The 15,985-nt window shown below is 66.4% G+C and carries 13 protein-coding genes; 10 read left to right on the top strand and 3 right to left on the bottom strand.

The features are described 5' to 3' along the window. The first annotated feature begins 6 nt into the window (after positions 1-6). The 10 genes from uvrC to L1892_RS03415 all read left to right on the top strand — a co-directional run bounded on the left by uvrC (position 7) and on the right by L1892_RS03415 (position 12,670). Entirely contained in the window at positions 7-2,115 is a 2,109-nt protein-coding gene (gene uvrC / locus L1892_RS03460) for an excinuclease ABC subunit UvrC (RefSeq protein WP_235722062.1), read from the top strand. After that, positions 2,099-3,031, top strand: a complete 933-nt coding sequence (gene rapZ / locus L1892_RS03455) for an RNase adapter RapZ (protein WP_235722061.1) — start codon at positions 2,099-2,101, stop codon at positions 3,029-3,031. The genes uvrC and rapZ overlap by 17 nt, the downstream gene beginning before the upstream one ends. Then, the gene (locus tag L1892_RS03450) at positions 3,028-4,077 is read left to right on the top strand and encodes a gluconeogenesis factor YvcK family protein (protein WP_272492736.1); all 1,050 of its coding nucleotides are present in this window, start codon (positions 3,028-3,030) and stop codon (positions 4,075-4,077) included. Before rapZ ends, L1892_RS03450 begins: the two co-directional genes overlap by 4 nt. A gap of 131 nt (positions 4,078-4,208) precedes the next feature. Then, positions 4,209-5,186 carry a DNA-binding protein WhiA gene (gene whiA, locus L1892_RS03445; RefSeq protein WP_235722362.1) on the top strand — a complete coding sequence of 326 codons (978 nt, stop codon included), beginning with the start codon at positions 4,209-4,211 and terminating at the stop codon, positions 5,184-5,186. Positions 5,187-5,348: 162 nt separating this feature from the next. Next, positions 5,349-6,368 carry a type I glyceraldehyde-3-phosphate dehydrogenase gene (gene gap / locus L1892_RS03440; RefSeq protein ID WP_235722060.1) on the top strand — a complete coding sequence of 340 codons (1,020 nt, stop codon included), beginning with the start codon at positions 5,349-5,351 and terminating at the stop codon, positions 6,366-6,368. Positions 6,369-6,399: 31 nt separating this feature from the next. Further along, positions 6,400-7,611 (top strand): phosphoglycerate kinase, encoded by a 1,212-nt coding sequence (locus L1892_RS03435; RefSeq protein WP_235722059.1) that lies wholly within the window; start codon positions 6,400-6,402, stop codon positions 7,609-7,611. Next, positions 7,608-8,396: a triose-phosphate isomerase gene (gene tpiA / locus L1892_RS03430; RefSeq protein ID WP_235722361.1), complete on the top strand. Its 789-nt coding sequence runs from the start codon at positions 7,608-7,610 to the stop codon at positions 8,394-8,396. Before L1892_RS03435 ends, tpiA begins: the two co-directional genes overlap by 4 nt. Positions 8,397-8,579: 183 nt before the next feature. Then, positions 8,580-8,813 carry a preprotein translocase subunit SecG gene (gene secG, locus L1892_RS03425; protein WP_235722058.1) on the top strand — a complete coding sequence of 78 codons (234 nt, stop codon included), beginning with the start codon at positions 8,580-8,582 and terminating at the stop codon, positions 8,811-8,813. A 173-nt stretch (positions 8,814-8,986) separates the two neighbouring features. Next, positions 8,987-11,839, top strand: coding sequence for a phosphoenolpyruvate carboxylase (gene ppc, locus L1892_RS03420; RefSeq protein WP_235722057.1), 2,853 nt, complete (start codon positions 8,987-8,989; stop codon positions 11,837-11,839). A gap of 96 nt (positions 11,840-11,935) precedes the next feature. Next, the gene (locus L1892_RS03415; protein WP_308191647.1) at positions 11,936-12,670 is read left to right on the top strand and encodes an NAD(P)H-dependent oxidoreductase; all 735 of its coding nucleotides are present in this window, start codon (positions 11,936-11,938) and stop codon (positions 12,668-12,670) included. A 74-nt stretch (positions 12,671-12,744) separates the two neighbouring features. Here L1892_RS03415 and pgl read toward each other — a convergent pair whose 3' ends face one another. Genes pgl through zwf form a run of 3 tightly spaced genes read right to left on the bottom strand, consistent with a single transcriptional unit; the run spans position 12,745 to position 15,984 of the window. Continuing rightward, positions 12,745-13,476 carry a 6-phosphogluconolactonase gene (pgl, locus tag L1892_RS03410; RefSeq protein WP_235722055.1) on the bottom strand — a complete coding sequence of 244 codons (732 nt, stop codon included), beginning with the start codon at positions 13,474-13,476 and terminating at the stop codon, positions 12,745-12,747. Beyond that, entirely contained in the window at positions 13,476-14,396 is a 921-nt protein-coding gene (locus L1892_RS03405) for a glucose-6-phosphate dehydrogenase assembly protein OpcA (protein ID WP_235722054.1), read from the bottom strand. Before L1892_RS03405 ends, pgl begins: the two co-directional genes overlap by 1 nt. Before the next feature lie 49 nt (positions 14,397-14,445). After that, positions 14,446-15,984 carry a glucose-6-phosphate dehydrogenase gene (gene zwf / locus L1892_RS03400; RefSeq protein ID WP_235722053.1) on the bottom strand — a complete coding sequence of 513 codons (1,539 nt, stop codon included), beginning with the start codon at positions 15,982-15,984 and terminating at the stop codon, positions 14,446-14,448. Between the last annotated feature and the right edge of the window lies 1 nt (position 15,985).

The following is a 15,985-nucleotide window of genomic DNA, read 5'->3' as shown; positions in this document are numbered from 1 at the left end:
GACTGTGTGGCAGACCCGTCAACCTATCGCCCCGCCGCGGGCAGCATCCCGACCGAACCCGGGGTCTACAAGTTCCGTGACGCACACGGCCGGGTCATCTACGTCGGCAAGGCCAAGAATCTGCGGTCGCGCCTGACGTCGTACTTCGCGGACCTGACCGGGCTGCATCCGCGCACCCGCCAGATGGTGACCACCGCCGCGGCAGTCGAGTGGACCGTGGTCGGCACCGAGGTGGAGGCGCTGCAGCTCGAGTACAACTGGATCAAGGAATTCGATCCCCGGTTCAACGTCCGCTATCGCGACGACAAGAGTTACCCGGTGCTCGCGGTGACCCTCAACGAGGAGTACCCGCGGTTGTTCGTCTACCGTGGCCCGCGACGTCGCGGGGTGCGCTACTTCGGGCCCTACTCGCACGCCTGGGCCATCCGCGAGACCGTGGATCTGCTGACCCGCGTGTTCCCGGCCCGCACATGTTCGACCGGCGTCTTCAAACGCCACCGACAGATCGACCGGCCCTGCCTGCTCGGGTACATCGACAAGTGTGCGGCGCCGTGCGTCGGGCGCGTGACCGCCGAGCAGCACCGTGAGATCGTCGACGACTTCTGCGACTTCCTGGCCGGCCGCACCGATCAGATGATCCGCCGACTCGAGCGTGAGATGACCACCGCTGCCGACGAACTCGACTTCGAGCGGGCCGCTCGACTGCGTGATGACGTGGGCGCGATGCGGCGCGCGATGGAGAAGCAGGCAGTGGTCCTCGGTGACGGTACCGACGCCGATGTGGTCGGCATGTCCGGGGATCAACTCGAGGTGTCGGTGCAGGTCTTCCACGTTCGCGATGGCCGGGTCCGTGGCCAACGCGGATGGGTGGTCGAGCGGTCCGACGACGATTCCGCCGGTGAGGAGGTCGGGCAGTTCCTGACCCAGTTCTACGGTGCCCAGGTCGATCTCGACGCCACCGTCGAGATCGACGACGACCGTGCGCACGGCGAGTCGATCCCGCGCGAGGTGCTGGTCCCGGCGCTGCCCGACGATCACGCGGATCTCCAGCAGTGGTTGTCGGATCTGCGGGGCAGCCGGGTGGACCTGCGTGTGCCGCAACGCGGTGACAAAAAGGCGCTGTTCGACACCGTGACGCGCAACGCCGCCGAGGCACTGGCGCAGCACAAGCTCAGGCGTGCCGGCGACCTCACGACGCGGTCGGCCGCCCTGACCGAGCTACAGGAGACACTCGGCCTCGACCAGGCGCCGCTGCGAATCGAGTGCGTCGACATCTCCCATGTGCAGGGCACCGACGTCGTGGCGTCGTTGGTCGTGTTCGAGGATGGCCTCGCCCGCAAATCTGACTACCGGCACTACTCGATCCGGCACGCTGCCGGAGACGGCCGCTCCGACGACGTCGCCTCGATCGCCGAGGTGACCCGACGGCGATTCCTGCGGCATCGGCAGGATCAGGAGAGTCCGATCACCTCCGCGGTGGACCCCGATACCGGTCGCGCCCGCAAGTTCGCCTACCCACCAAACCTTTTCGTGGTCGACGGTGGTGCGCCGCAGGCGCACGCCGCCGCCACGGTGCTCGACGAGCTCGGCGTGACCGACGTCGCGGTCGTCGGACTGGCCAAACGGCTGGAAGAGGTGTGGATTCCGGGTGATGATGAACCGATGATCCTGCCGCGGACGAGCGAGGCGTTGTTCTTGCTCCAACGCGTGCGCGACGAGGCGCACCGCTTCGCGATCACCTTCCACCGCAGCAAGCGCAGCAAACGCATGACCGAATCCGTTCTCGACGGTGTGCCGGGGCTCGGTCGTACCCGCCGCACGGCGCTCGTCACGCATTTCGGGTCGGTCGCCCGCCTGCGCGAGGCGTCTCTGGAGGAGATCTCGGGGGTCCCGGGAATCGGGTCGGCGACCGCACGAGCCGTCCGAGCCGCACTGGCCCAGGATGCGGCACCCGACCCCGCGGTGTCGGATCCCGCTGGGGCCGATCACGATGGGCCAGACCCTGCTGTGCGCGACCCTGCTGGGCCGGAGCACGCCGGCGCGGGAGCTGCAACAACTCAACGCGAATCGACGGAGCAACGAGTGGAGGAGACGACCGGTGATCGACCCACCTGACGCCGAACCGACCGCCGAGACCGGCAGAGAGGCCACGGACCTCACCGTCCTGTTCGTCGCCGGTCTGTCGGGGGCCGGCCGTTCCACCGCCGCAAACGTGCTCGAGGACGACGGGTGGTACGTCGCCGACAACGTGCCGCCGTCGTTGATCGCGACAATGGTGGAGATGGTGCGCGAGAGCGACCCGACGATCTCGCGCCTGGCGATGGTGATCCGCGCGTCCGACGACGAGATCGGCGGTCAACTCGACGATCTCCGCAAGTCGCTGGAAACGTCCGGCGCGCGCACCAAGCTGCTGTTCCTCGACGCCAGTGACCATGTCCTGGTGCGCCGCTTCGAACAGGTGCGGCGACGCCATCCGTTGCAGGGCCGCGAGACACTTGTCGACGGCATCGCCCGCGAGCGCGCCATCCTGGCGCCGATCAAGAACTCCGCCGACCTTGTCGTAGAGACATCGGCGCTGACCGCAGCCAAACTGCGCGAGGTGGTGGAGGGGGTGTACCCGCACGACACCGACAACCGCCTCAGCGTGGCCGTGCAGTCGTTCGGATTCAAGTACGGTCTGCCGATCGACTCCGACTACGTGGCCGACGTCCGGTTCCTGCCGAACCCGTATTGGATCGCCGACCTGCGGGCGCAGAACGGTTGTGATGACGAGGTCCGGGACTACGTGCTCGGTCAGGACGGTGCGGGTCGTTTTGTGGATCTCCATCTCGAGATCGTGGCGGTGGTGGCTCCCGGATACCTGCGAGAAGGCAAGCGGTACATGACGATCAGCATCGGGTGCACCGGCGGCAAACACCGCAGCGTGGCGATCTCGGAGGAGGTCGGCCGTCGGCTCGCGGCGGCGACCGACACGCACGGCACGCCTTGCTACGACGTGCGGGTGATCCATCGTGATCTGGGGCGCGAATGAGTGCCCCGCAGGAACCCGCGGCGCGCGACATGCGGATCGTGGCGCTCGGCGGGGGGCACGGTCTGTACGCGACGCTGACGGCGATGCGCTATCTGAGCCCTGATGTCACGGCAGTGGTCACCGTCGCCGACGATGGTGGATCGTCGGGACGGCTGCGCGCCGAATTGGGCGTCATCCCGCCTGGTGATCTGCGAATGGCATTGTCGGCGTTGATGTCTGCGCCGGCCGCGCTGGCCGACAGGGTAGATGGACCCACCCCGCACGGCCCATCGGCACACGAACTGTGGGCGAGTATCTTCCAGCATCGATTCGGCGGTCGGGGAGCTCTGGCGGGTCACCCGGTCGGCAACCTGCTGCTGGCAGGCCTGACCGAGGTCACCGGGGATCCGGTGGCGGCGCTCGACGAGCTCGTCGCCGTGTTCGACATCGATGGCCGCGTGCTGCCCATGTCGGCGGTGCCACTCGACATCGAGGCCGACGTCTCCGGGCTGGAGAGCGACCCGCGCATCAGCAGGTGCATCCGCGGGCAGGTCGCGGTCGCGACCACACCCGGAAAGGTCCGGCGGGTCCGTCTGCTCCCGGCAGACCCGCCGGCGTGCCCGGATGCCGTCGAGGCGATCCGCGAGGCAGATCTGGTGGTGCTGGGCCCGGGGTCCTGGTTCTCCAGCGTGATCCCGCACGTGCTGGTACCCGAGCAGCTCCGGGCGCTGCGGGAGACCCGCGCGCGGCGGATGCTGTTCGTCAACCTGGCACCCGAACCCGGTGAGACGACCGGATTCTCGGTGGAACGCCACCTCCATGTGCTGCACGCCCACGCCGACGTGTTCCAGGTCGACGACATCGTGGTCGACGCCGCCTCGGTACCCGCCGGGCGTGAGCGGGATCACCTGATCCGGGCGGCTGAGTTGTTCGGCGCACGCCTGCACGTAGGTGACCTCGCAATACCTGGTCGGCACGTGCACGACCCGGAGAAAGTCGCCACTCTGGTGAAGCAACTGTGCGAAGGTGAATTGAGTCGATACGCTGTCCGAGCGCAAGAATCGTGAGTGAGTCGTGTGCACCGGCGACGGCGTTCGGAGCCGACGCAGTGATCACCGGGGATGGGTTCAATGCTCCTGGCGTGCCACGGCGCGACCCGGACAGAAGAACCGTGACAGGAGGGCAGGGACCGGTGGCGATGACCGCGGCGGTGAAGGATGAGCTTTCACGTCTGACCGTGACCCAGGTGAGTTGCCGCAAGGCCGAGGTGTCGGCGCTGTTGCGATTCGCCGGCGGACTGCACATCGTGGCGGGGCGGGTGGTGGTCGAGGCGGAGGTGGACCTCGGCAACGTCGCGCGACGGCTGCGGCGGGAGATCTTCGACCTGTACGGCTACAACTCCGACGTCCACGTGTTGCGTAGCGGCGGTCTTCGAAAAGGTGCCCGCTACATCGTGCGGGTCACCAAGGACGGTGAGGGTCTGGCGCGCCAGACCGGACTGCTCGACCTGCGTGGCCGACCGGTCCGGGGCCTCCCGGCTCAGGTCGTCGGCGGCAGCGTCGCCGACGCCGAGGCCGCGTGGCGCGGTGCCTTCCTGGCCCACGGTTCGTTGACCGAGCCGGGTCGCTCCTCAGCACTCGAAGTCAGCTGCCCCGGCCCCGAAGCGGCCCTCGCGTTGGTCGGCGCGGCCCGCCGGCTCGGTGTGTCCGCGAAGGCACGTGAGGTGCGCGGAGCCGACCGGGTGGTCATCCGGGACGGGGAGGCCATCGGTGCGTTGTTGACCCGCATGGGTGCCAACGACACCCGGCTGGTGTGGGAGGAGCGGCGCATGCGTCGCGAGGTCCGCGCAACCGCCAACCGCCTCGCCAACTTCGACGATGCCAACCTGCGTCGTTCGGCTCGGGCCGCCGTCGCGGCGGCCGCCCGGGTCGAGCGGGCCCTCGACATCCTGGGCGATGAGGTGCCCGATCACTTGGTGGCCGCCGGCCAGTTGCGCATCACCCATCGGCAGGCCTCCCTGGAGGAACTCGGTCAGCTCGCCGATCCGCCGATGACCAAGGATGCCGTCGCCGGGCGCATTCGACGATTGCTGTCGATGGCGGACAAGAAGGCCCGCACCGACGGCATACCGGACACCGAATCGGCCGTGACCTCGGACCTGCTCGACGACGCCTGAGCGCAGTCGAACCCGCGTGTCGGGCGATTCGTACCCATCGCATGCTGTTCGGTGAGCCTCCTACTAGGCTGAGGTGGGCCACGGGTGATGTTCACCATCGTGAATGTCGCCCCCGTTTGCGGCCGCAGGCCTTGATGATGAATACCGCTAAGGAGCACAACAGTGACTGTTCGGGTAGGCGTTAACGGATTCGGCCGGATCGGCCGCAACTTCTTCCGCGCCGTGGAAGCACAGAAGGCTTTGGGTACCACCGACATCGAGATCGTCGCGGTCAACGACCTGACCGACAACGCGACACTCGCTCATCTGCTCAAGTTCGACTCCATCCTCGGCCGCCTCCCAGAGGACGTCAGCCTCGAGGGTGAGGACACCATCGTCGTCGGCGACAAGAAGATCAAGGCGATGGCGATCAAGGAGGGCCCGTCGGCACTCCCGTGGGGTGATCTCGGCGTCGATGTCGTGGTCGAGTCGACCGGCATCTTCACCGACGGCACCAAGGCCAAGGGGCATCTCGACGCCGGCGCCAAGAAGGTCATCATCTCCGCGCCCGCCAAGAACGAGGACATCACCATCGTGATGGGCGTCAATGACGACAAGTACGACGGCAGCCAGAACATCATCTCCAATGCCTCGTGCACCACCAACTGCCTCGGCCCGTTCGCCAAGGTGCTCAACGACGAGTTCGGCATCGTCTCCGGCCTGATGACCACCGTGCACGCCTACACCCAGGACCAGAACCTGCAGGACGGCCCGCACAAGGATTTGCGCCGCGCCCGCGCCGCCGCGCTGAACGTGGTCCCGACCTCCACCGGTGCGGCCAAGGCCATCGGCCTGGTGCTGCCCGAACTGCTCGGCAAGCTCGACGGTTACGCCCTGCGCGTGCCGATCCCGACCGGCTCGGTCACCGACCTCACCGCGATCCTGGAGAAGTCCGCGACCGCCGACGAGATCAACGCTGCGATGAAGGCTGCTGCCGAGGGACCGCTCAAGGGCATCCTGAAGTACTACGACGCGCCGATCGTCTCCAGCGACATCGTCACCGATCCGCACTCGTCGCTCTACGACGCCGGCCTCACCAAGGTCATCGGCAACCAGGTCAAGGCTGTCTCCTGGTACGACAACGAGTGGGGCTACTCCAACCGCCTGGTTGACCTGACCGGTCTCGTCAGCAAGTCGCTGTAATCGCCCTCGAGTCACTAGGAGCAACGCCACCATGGGCGTACCCACACTGAAAGACCTTCTGGAAGAAGGCGTTTCGGGTCGGGGAGTGCTGGTCCGGTCGGATTTCAACGTTCCGCTCGACGGAACCACGATCACCGACCCGGGCCGCATCCTGGCCTCCCTGCCGACCTTGTCGGCGCTGGTCGATGCCGGTGCAAAGGTCATCATCACCGCGCATCTCGGTCGTCCGAAGGGCGAACCGGATCCGAAGTTCTCGCTGGCCCCGGTGGCCGAGCGACTCGGCGCCGAACTCGGCCGCAACGTGCAGTTGGCCGGCGACGTGGTCGGAACCGATGCGCTCGCCCGGGCCGAAGGCCTCACCGACGGCGATGTCCTGCTGCTGGAGAACGTGCGTTTCGATCCGCGCGAGACCTCCAAGGACGAGACCGAACGGGAAGCGCTGGCCAAGGCGCTCGTCGAGTTGGTCGGCGACGACGGTGCCTTCGTCTCCGATGGCTTCGGTGTGGTGCATCGCAAGCAGGCGTCGGTGTACGACGTCGCGAAGCTCCTGCCGCACTACGCCGGCAAACTCGTGGCGGCCGAGGTAGACGTGTTGTCGAAGCTGACCCACGAGGTGGCGCGGCCGTATGCGGTCGTCCTGGGCGGGTCGAAGGTGTCGGACAAGCTCGGCGTCATCGAAGCGCTGGCCCCGAAGGTCGACACCCTGGTCATCGGTGGCGGCATGGCGTTCACCTTCCTTGCCGCGCAGGGACACTCGGTGGGCAACTCGCTGCTGCAGGAAGATCAGATCGACACCTGCAAGGGCCTGCTCGAGCAGTTCGGTGACGTGATCCGGCTGCCGGTCGACGTGGTGGTGGCCGACAAGTTCGCCGCCGACGCCGAGGCGAAGACGGTCTCCGTAACGGAGATCCCAGAGGGGTGGATGGGTCTGGACATCGGGCCCGAATCGGTCAAACGTTTCACCGCGGTGCTCTCCGGAGCCGAGACGGTGTTCTGGAACGGGCCTTCGGGCGTGTTCGAGTTCGAGAAGTTCGCATCGGGTACCCGCGGGGTCGCCGAAGCGATCGCGGCGACCACCAAGGGCGGCGCGTTCACGGTCGTCGGCGGCGGCGACTCGGCGGCCGCCGTGCGCACCCTGGGTCTGCCCGACAGCGATTTCTCGCACATCTCGACCGGTGGCGGGGCATCCCTGGAGTATCTCGAGGGCAAGGAGCTGCCCGGACTGAAAGTGCTGGAGAGCTGATGGCGCGTACACCGCTCATTGCGGGCAACTGGAAGATGAACCTGAATCATCTGGAGGCCATCGCGCTCGTCCAGAAGATCGCGTTCGCCTTGCCCGCGAAGTACTTCGACAAGGTCGATGTGACGGTCATCCCGCCGTTCACCGACATCCGGAGCGTCCAGACCGTCGTGGACGGCGACAAGTTGCTGCTCACCTATGGTGCGCAGGATCTGTCGGCACACGATTCGGGGGCGTTTACCGGTGAGATCAGCGGTGCCTTCCTGGCCAAGCTGGGGTGCACCTATGTCGTCGTCGGACACTCCGAGCGTCGCACCATGCATGCCGAGACCGACGAGGTCGTCCTGGCCAAGACCAAGGCGGCGCTCAAGCACGGCCTGACGCCGATCGTGTGCATCGGTGAGGGTCTCGACATCCGGGAGGCGGGCGAACACGTCGCATACAACGTCACCCAACTCAAGGGGTCGTTGGCGGGTTTGTCGGCCGAGGAGGTCGGCAAGGTGGTCATCGCGTACGAGCCGGTGTGGGCCATCGGCACGGGGCGAGTGGCCAGCGCGCAGGACGCCCAGGAGGTGTGTTCGGCCGTGCGGGGTGCACTCGCCGAAATCTCGGACGATGCGACCGCAGATTCGGTTCGGGTGCTGTACGGCGGCTCGGTGAACGCGAAGAACGTCGGCGACATCGTCGGCCAGACCGATGTCGACGGAGCCCTCGTCGGCGGTGCGTCGCTGAAATCCGACGAGTTCGCGACATTGTCGGCCATCGCGGCCGGCGGGCCACTGCCGTGACGGCTCCTGCTCGCAAGCTCCGGGCCTCCTGAGGGCGGCAGGGGTTTGGTTCCGCTGACCCCCGTCACCCCATTCTCTGAGCACCGGCGACGAGCGCGTAGACTGTGGCAGGTTGTGCGGAGTTCGACGCTCCGCGCGACCTGCCACAGTTGCTTTGCACCGACCGAACAGGACTGACTACACGTGAAGCTCGCACTCGACATCGGATTGGTCATCACCAGCGTGTTGATGGTGGTGCTGGTGTTGCTGCACCGCGGTAAGGGCGGTGGCTTGTCGTCGCTGTTCGGTGGCGGTGTGCAGTCGAGTCTGTCCGGTTCGAGCGTCGTCGAGCGCAACCTGGATCGGCTGACCGTCTTCGTCGGCATCATCTGGTTCATCTTCATCATCGGCATCGGAGTCGACATCAAACTTTCCTGACGATCAGACGTCGAAACATTCGGCGACCCTGCCTTTCCGCATCAGTGCGGAGGTATGGGTCGCCGTTTTCGCGCTGACCGCGCCCGCCACGGTGCCCGATACCGGCCGCCGGGCCGACGCGCCCCGACGCGCCCCGAGATGACGCACCGTGTGAATACCGGGATACTGACCTCATGAGCGAATCGATCTCGTCTGAGTCCACTCGGTCCGCCGGAGCGCCTGCGTGGCGTCCCACGATGACAATCGCCGACCACATCATCATCGACGACGAGGGCCGCGCTCTCACCGAGCCACTGCGTGAGGACATCCGCCTGCTCGGCGGCCTGCTGGGTGACATGGTTCGCGAACACTCGGGCGACGAGGTCTTCGATCTGGTCGAGAACGCGCGGATCGCCGCATTCCGCATCCGTCGCGCGGAGATCGATCGCGACACCCTCGCCGACATGTTCGCCGATGTCGACCTGTCGGTTGCCATGCCCGTGATCCGTGCGTTCTGCAACTTCGCCCTGCTGGCCAATCTCGCCGAGGACATCCACCGCGAACGGCGGCGCGCCATCCATGTGCGAGCGGGCGATCCGCCCCAGGACAGCACCCTGGCGGCAACCTACGCAAAGCTGGCCGAAGCCGGGCTGACCGATGCTCAGGTGGGCAAGGCGCTGGCGGACGCGACGGTGGTGCCGGTCATCACCGCTCATCCGACCGAGACGCGCCGCCGCACCGTGTTCGAAGCTCAGAACCGCATCACCGAACTCATGCGTTTCCGCAGCCGGACCGAACTGACGCCGGCCGAAGAGGCCGAGGTGCTCGAAGGCCTCCGCCGGCAGATCCTGACCCTGTGGCAGACGGCGCTGATCCGTCTCGAGCGACTCAACATCAAGGACGAGATCCGCTCCGGCCTGCGGTATTACGACGCCTCCTTCTTCGAGGTGGTACCCAAGATCAACACAGGTGTCCGTGCGGCGCTGCGCAGCGCGTACCCCGACGCCGGGCTCGACGACGATCCGATGCTGCGGATGGGTTCCTGGATCGGTGGCGACCGCGACGGCAATCCCTTCGTCACCGGGGAGATCGTGGAGATGGCCACCACCCTCGCGGCGCGTACGGCCATCGGTCACCACTTGTCGGAACTGCGCCTGTTGGCCGAAGAACTGAGCATGTCGACGCGCCTCATGTCGCCCGACGACCGGATTTATGAACTCGGGGGAGTCGACCGGGCCGATCCCGCAGCCGACGAGCCGTTCCGACTCGCCTTGGGCAAGATCCGATCTCGTCTCGTGGCCACCGCGGTCCACATGTTCGGTGAGGAGGTCATGAAGGCATCGGATCTCTTCGAGCTCGACGGGGCCGAGCCGTATTCCGACGCAGACGAGCTGCTCGCCGAGCTGGACATCGTGGACGCCGCGCTGCGATCCACCCACGACGACATCATCGCCGACGACCGCCTGCTCATGCTGCGAGAAGCGGTCCGTACCTTCGGTTTCAACCTATCCGGCCTGGACATGCGGCAGAACTCCGACATGCACGAAGAGGTCGTTGCCGAGTTGCTCGCATGGGCCGGCGTGCACCCGGACTATGCCTCACTCGACGAGGCGCAACGGGTGGAGATCCTGACACGCGAGCTCACCGCACGACGTCCGCTCACCCGACTGGACGCGGAGCTCAGCGAGCTCGCGACCAAGGAACTCGACATCGTGCGGGCAGCCGCCAAGGCCGTCAATATGTTCGGCCCCGAGTCGGTGCCGAACTACGTCATCAGCATGTGTACGTCGGTGAGCGACATGCTCGAGCCGATGATCCTGCTGAAGGAAGCCGGATTGATCGATCTGGATCCGGAGACCGGAAAGCTGTCGTCGTCGGTGCGTATCGTGCCGCTGTTCGAGACCATCGAGGATCTGCAGCAAGGGGCCGAGACACTGCTGGCGGCACTCGACATCCCCCTCTATCGCGACCTCGTCGAAGGTCAGGCCGGTATGCAGGAGGTGATGCTCGGCTACTCCGACTCGAACAAGGACGGCGGGTACATGGCCGCGAACTGGGCGTTGTACCGCGGCGAACTCGACCTGGTGGAGGCGGCCGAGAAGGCCGGAATCCGACTGCGACTGTTCCACGGACGTGGTGGCACCGTCGGGCGCGGTGGTGGCCCGAGTTACGACGCCATCCTCGCGCAACCGCCCGGAGCCGTGCAGGGTTCTCTGCGAATCACCGAGCAGGGCGAGATCATCGCGGCCAAGTACGCCGAACCCGTCCTGGCCGAACGAAATCTGGAGACCTTGCTGGCAGCGACCATAGAGTCGTCGCTGCTCGATGTGGAAGGACTCGGCGACGAATCCGAGGACGTCTACAGCAACATGGACGAGATCGCGGCCCTCGCACGTTCCGCCTACAGCAAGTTGGTTCACGAGACGCCCGGCTTCGTGGAGTACTTCACCACGTCGACACCGTTGTCGGAGATCGGCGCGCTGAACATCGGCAGCCGGCCGGCGTCGCGTAAGCAGACCGAGAAGATCTCCGATCTGCGGGCCATCCCGTGGGTGCTGTCCTGGACGCAATCGCGGGTGATGCTGCCCGGGTGGTACGGCACCGGTTCTGCCTTCGAACAATGGGTGCGCGACGACGAGAAGCGCTTGGAAACCTTGCGCCGCTACTACGAGACCTGGCCGTTTTTCCGCACCGTCATATCCAATATGGCGCAGGTGCTCGCGAAGTCCGATATGGGACTGGCGCACCGCTACGCCCAGCTCGTCGAGGACGAGGACCTACGCGACACGGTGTTCGGGATGATCGTCGACGAACACGAACGCACCATCGCGATGTGCGCGAAGATCACCGGTACCGAGGACCTGCTGTCGGACAACTCGGCGCTGAAACGCTCGGTGTACAACCGGTTCCCGTATCTGGAGCCGCTCAACTTGTTGCAGATCGAGCTGCTGCGCCGGTTCCGTGCCGGTGACGACGAGCCACGGATACGCCGCGGGATCCAGCTGACGATGAACGGCCTCGCCACCGCCCTACGCAACTCGGGCTAGTCCCCGGCCCGTCGACTGGGCGCCTTTCCCGTCGATTGGGCACTGATTCTTGTTGACTGGGCGCCCCGACCGGCGCAGGCGGTTCCCTCGCGCGGAATGCGGCAGTCGGTTGTCCGTGTTGCACCCGGCATGAAGGCTTTGTGGGTGAGTGCACATCCCGATCGCGGGTCTCTCAACTGCCATCTCCATCAATTCGGTGTACGGGCTCTGCACGCCGAGGGGTGGCAGGTGACCGAATCCGATCTCTACGCGATGGACTGGGATCCGGTTCTGCGCGAGGAGGGCGGGGCCGACGTCGAAACCGAACAGCGCAAACTGGCCGATGCCGACCTCGTCGTGCTGCAGTTCCCGCTCTGGTGGTACGGCATGCCGGCGATCATGAAGGGATGGATCGACCGGGTCTTCGAGCGCGGTTTCGCCTACGACGTGATGGATCCGGCCACGGGGAGAGCCCGAAAGTACGGCGACGGCGGGTTGGTCGGACGACGTGCGCTGACGATCGTCACCGCCGGCGACCGTCCCGGTAGCCTCGGCCCGCGCGGGATCAGCGGCGACATCGAGGACGTGCTGTGGCCTACGCTGCACGGAACCCTCTGGTACACCGGGATGTCCGCACTCCGTCCGCATCTCATCACCCAGGCGCGCGACGTGAATGCGTCCACCATCGAAGGGGTCGAACGCGAGCTGGCCGACAGACTTCGCAGTGTTGCCGACGAGGAACCGATCGGATTCCTACCCCTCGACGAGGAGTTCTACGATCACCCGATTCGATTGTGCGAGGGTGTCTCACCTGGGCTCACCGGCAACGCCGCTCATCGCTTCGTGACGTGACCGGGGCCTGACGACGTGTACCCGTCGGCCGCCCAGTTGGTCCATGCGAAGAGCATGGCCCGACGACGACCGCCTCAGAGGCGCGACGCGGCGGGACGATCCAGGAACCAGACCGTCTCGTCGGTTCCGTGCGCACCGGCGCAGGGCCAGTCGGCTGCGTGCGCGCCGGTGTGGGCTGCCGCGACCGCCTCGGCCTTGTCCTCGCCGGCAACCAGAAACCACACCGCCTTGCTGCGGTTGACCACGGGGAGCGTCAGGGTGATGCGTCGGGGTGGCGGCTTGGGCGAGTCTTCCACGGGGACAACAATCTTCTCGGTCTCGGCGGTGGCCGCGGTGTGCGGGAACAGCGAGTTGATGTGACCCTCACCGCCCATCCCGAGCAGGTGCAGATCGAAATGCGGCACACGGCCGGCACTGGTCCGCGTCAACACCGATGCGTACGAGGCGGCGGCGGCCTCGATGTCATCGCCGAACTCGCCATCCGACGGTGCCATGGCGTGCACTCGCGCCGGGTCGACCGGAACATGATCGAGCAACGCCTCGCGCGCCTGTCCGTAGTTGCGCTCCGGGTCGTCGGCGGGCACGAATCGGTCGTCGCCCCAGAACAACTCGATCCGTGACCAGTCGACGTCACCGCTGTCGGCCGCCAACGCACGCAGGATCGCTATCCCGTTGCTGCCGCCGGTCAACACGACCGAGGCGACACCGTGGTCGGCCTGGGCCTTGGTGACCAGATCCACGAATCGACTGGACGCGGTCGCGACCAGGTCGCTCTTGTCGTCGAACACCAGGGTTTCCGGAATCATCAGGCGACCGCCTGTCCTTCGAACTCCACGTCCACCACACCCTGCAGTGCCAGTGCGTAGACGTCGTCGGTGTCGAGGCGACGTAGTTCCTCGGCCAGCAGAAGAGGCAGTTCGCGGCGGGTCATCGCGACGCGCCCGTCGGGTTTGCCCGGCATGCTCAGCACAGCGTTGTTGTTCATGTCGAGCGAGAGGACGGTCGGGCCGTCTTCGCGCATCAGACGGACCTCGAAGCTTCCCACGGTCCGCCGGGTCGGCACCGACAGCGCCGACCGTAGCCAGCCCGCGAGCAGGTCGATGCCGGGGGAGTCGGCGGGGCCTGCCACCACGACCTCGGTGAGCGGCGTGTGCGGCGGTCGATCCGCTGCCGAGGCCAGCAGGGCCCGCCAATGGGTGATCTGCGTCCAGGCGAGATCGGTGTCACCCGGCGAGTACGTGGCCAACCGCCGGGCAAGCACCGTCTTGGGATTGGCACACCGGTTGGCGTCGAGGATGCGACGGCGCCCGAGTGAACCCATCGGATCGGATGCCGGCGCAGTGGGCGCCTCGCCGGGCCACCACACGACAACCGGTGTGTCGGGCAACAGGAACGGGGTGACCACCGAGCGCGGGTGATCGGCGAGTTCACCCTGTAGCGAGAGCAGCACCACTTCCGACGCCCCGGCGTCGCCACCCACCCGAATCTCGGCATCGAGCCGGGAGTCGGCAGAGCGATCGCCGCGGGTCACCACGATCACTCGGCTCGGATGCTCACTGCTGGCACCGATCGCGGCCTCGATGGCACCTTCGGTGGGTTCGCCGTGTTCGGCACACACGACCAGCGTGAGCACGCGACCGAGACTGATGGCGCCGCCGGCCTCCCGGACTTCGACGATTTTCTTCGCGACATCGGTGGTGGAGGTGTTGGGCAACTCGACGATCATCGTCAGCCATTCTGTCGTTGGTCTACCGGCGGATGCACGGGCGTCGCGGTCATGGTCGGCGCCAGGTTCGGCCGACGCGCGACATCATCTCGTCGGCGGACGCCGGGCCCCAGGTCCCCGACTCGTAGGTGTCGGGCGTGCCGGACTCGGCCCAGTGTTCTATGACCGGGTCGAGTATTTTCCAGGAGAGTTCGACTTCTTCGTTGACCGGGAAGAGCGACGGCTCACCGAGCAACACGTCCAAGATCAGTCGCTCGTAGGCCTCCGGCGACGCCTCGGTGAACGCGGTGCCGTAGCTGAAGTCCATGTTGACGTCGCGGACCTCCATGCTCGACGCCGGCACCTTGGACCCGAACCGAAGGGTGATCCCTTCGTCCGGCTGTACTCGGATGACCAGCGCGTTCTGGCTGAGTTCCTCGGTCATGGTCTTGTCGAACGGCAGATGGGGAGCCCGTTTGAACACGAGTGCGATCTCGGTGACGCGGCGTCCGAGGCGTTTGCCGGTGCGCAGGTAGAACGGGACACCGGCCCAGCGTCGGGAGTCCACCTCGAGGGCGATCGCGGCGAAGGTCTCGGTGGTCGAGTCCTTCGCGAAGCCCTCCTCATCGAGCAGTCCCGGCACCTTCTGGCTGCCCTGCCAGCCACCGCCGTACTGCCCTCGCGCGGTGTTTTCGTCGAGCGGCTCGATGTTGCGGGTCGCCGCGAGCACCTTGATTTTCTCGTCCTGCAGTTGCTTGGGTTCGAAGGAGATCGGTTCCTCCATGGCGACCAGCGCCATCAGCTGCAGCAGATGATTCTGGATCACGTCACGTGCTGCGCCGATGCCGTCGTAGTAGCCGGCGCGGCCGCCGAGTCCGATGTCCTCGGCCATGGTGATCTGCACGTGGTCGACGTAATGCGAACTCCACAGCGGATCGAACATCTGGTTGGCGAAGCGCAACGCCAAGATGTTCTGCACCGTCTCCTTGCCGAGGTAGTGGTCGATCCGGAAGACCGACGACTCGGGGAACACCCCGTTGACGATCGCGTTGAGTTCCTTGGCCGATTCCAGGTCGTGTCCGAACGGCTTCTCGATCACCACGCGACGCCAGTGGTCGCCGTCTTCCTTGGCCAGGCCGCTGCGGTCCAGCTGCTCGCAGACCGTGGGGAAGGCCTTGGGCGGGATCGACAGGTAGAACGCGTGGTTGCCGTCGGTGCCGCGTTCCTTGTCGAGTCCTTCCAGGGTTTCCTTGAGGCGGTCGAACGCGCTGTCGTCGTCGAAGGCACCCTGGACGAACCGGAAGCCTTCGGCGAGTCGCTCCCACACCTCCTCGCGGAACCCCGTGCGTGCGTGATCGCGCACCGCGTCATGGACGACCTTGGCGAAGTCCTCGTCGTCCCAGTCGCGCCGAGCGAAACCGACAAGCGCGAACGACGGCGGTAGCAGACCCCGATTGGCGAGGTCGTAGACCGCCGGCATCAACTTCTTGCGGGCGAGGTCGCCCGTCACGCCGAAAATGATCAGGCTGCACGGGCCCGCGATCCGTGGCAGCCGCTTGTCCTGGGGATCGCGGAGCGGGTTGTTCCAGGTGGTACCGCCGCCGGGCACG

The organism is Gordonia tangerina, assembly GCF_021556435.1.
Lineage (GTDB): Bacteria > Actinomycetota > Actinomycetes > Mycobacteriales > Mycobacteriaceae > Gordonia > Gordonia tangerina.
This window is presented reverse-complemented; position numbering and strand designations above follow the sequence as displayed.

Bases quoted from the DNA above. Each gene is read 5' to 3' on its own strand.
- L1892_RS03415 (WP_308191647.1), top strand. From the start codon at position 11,936: ATGCGGCAGTCGGTTGTCCGTGTTGCACCCGGCATGAAGGCTTTGTGG.
- pgl (WP_235722055.1), bottom strand. From the start codon at position 13,476: ATGATTCCGGAAACCCTGGTGTTCGACGACAAGAGCGACCTGGTCGCG.
- L1892_RS03450 (WP_272492736.1), top strand. From the start codon at position 3,028: ATGAGTGCCCCGCAGGAACCCGCGGCGCGCGACATGCGGATCGTGGCG.
- ppc (WP_235722057.1), top strand. From the start codon at position 8,987: ATGAGCGAATCGATCTCGTCTGAGTCCACTCGGTCCGCCGGAGCGCCT.
- whiA (WP_235722362.1), top strand. From the start codon at position 4,209: ATGACCGCGGCGGTGAAGGATGAGCTTTCACGTCTGACCGTGACCCAG.
- L1892_RS03405 (WP_235722054.1), bottom strand. From the start codon at position 14,396: ATGATCGTCGAGTTGCCCAACACCTCCACCACCGATGTCGCGAAGAAA.
- L1892_RS03435 (WP_235722059.1), top strand. From the start codon at position 6,400: ATGGGCGTACCCACACTGAAAGACCTTCTGGAAGAAGGCGTTTCGGGT.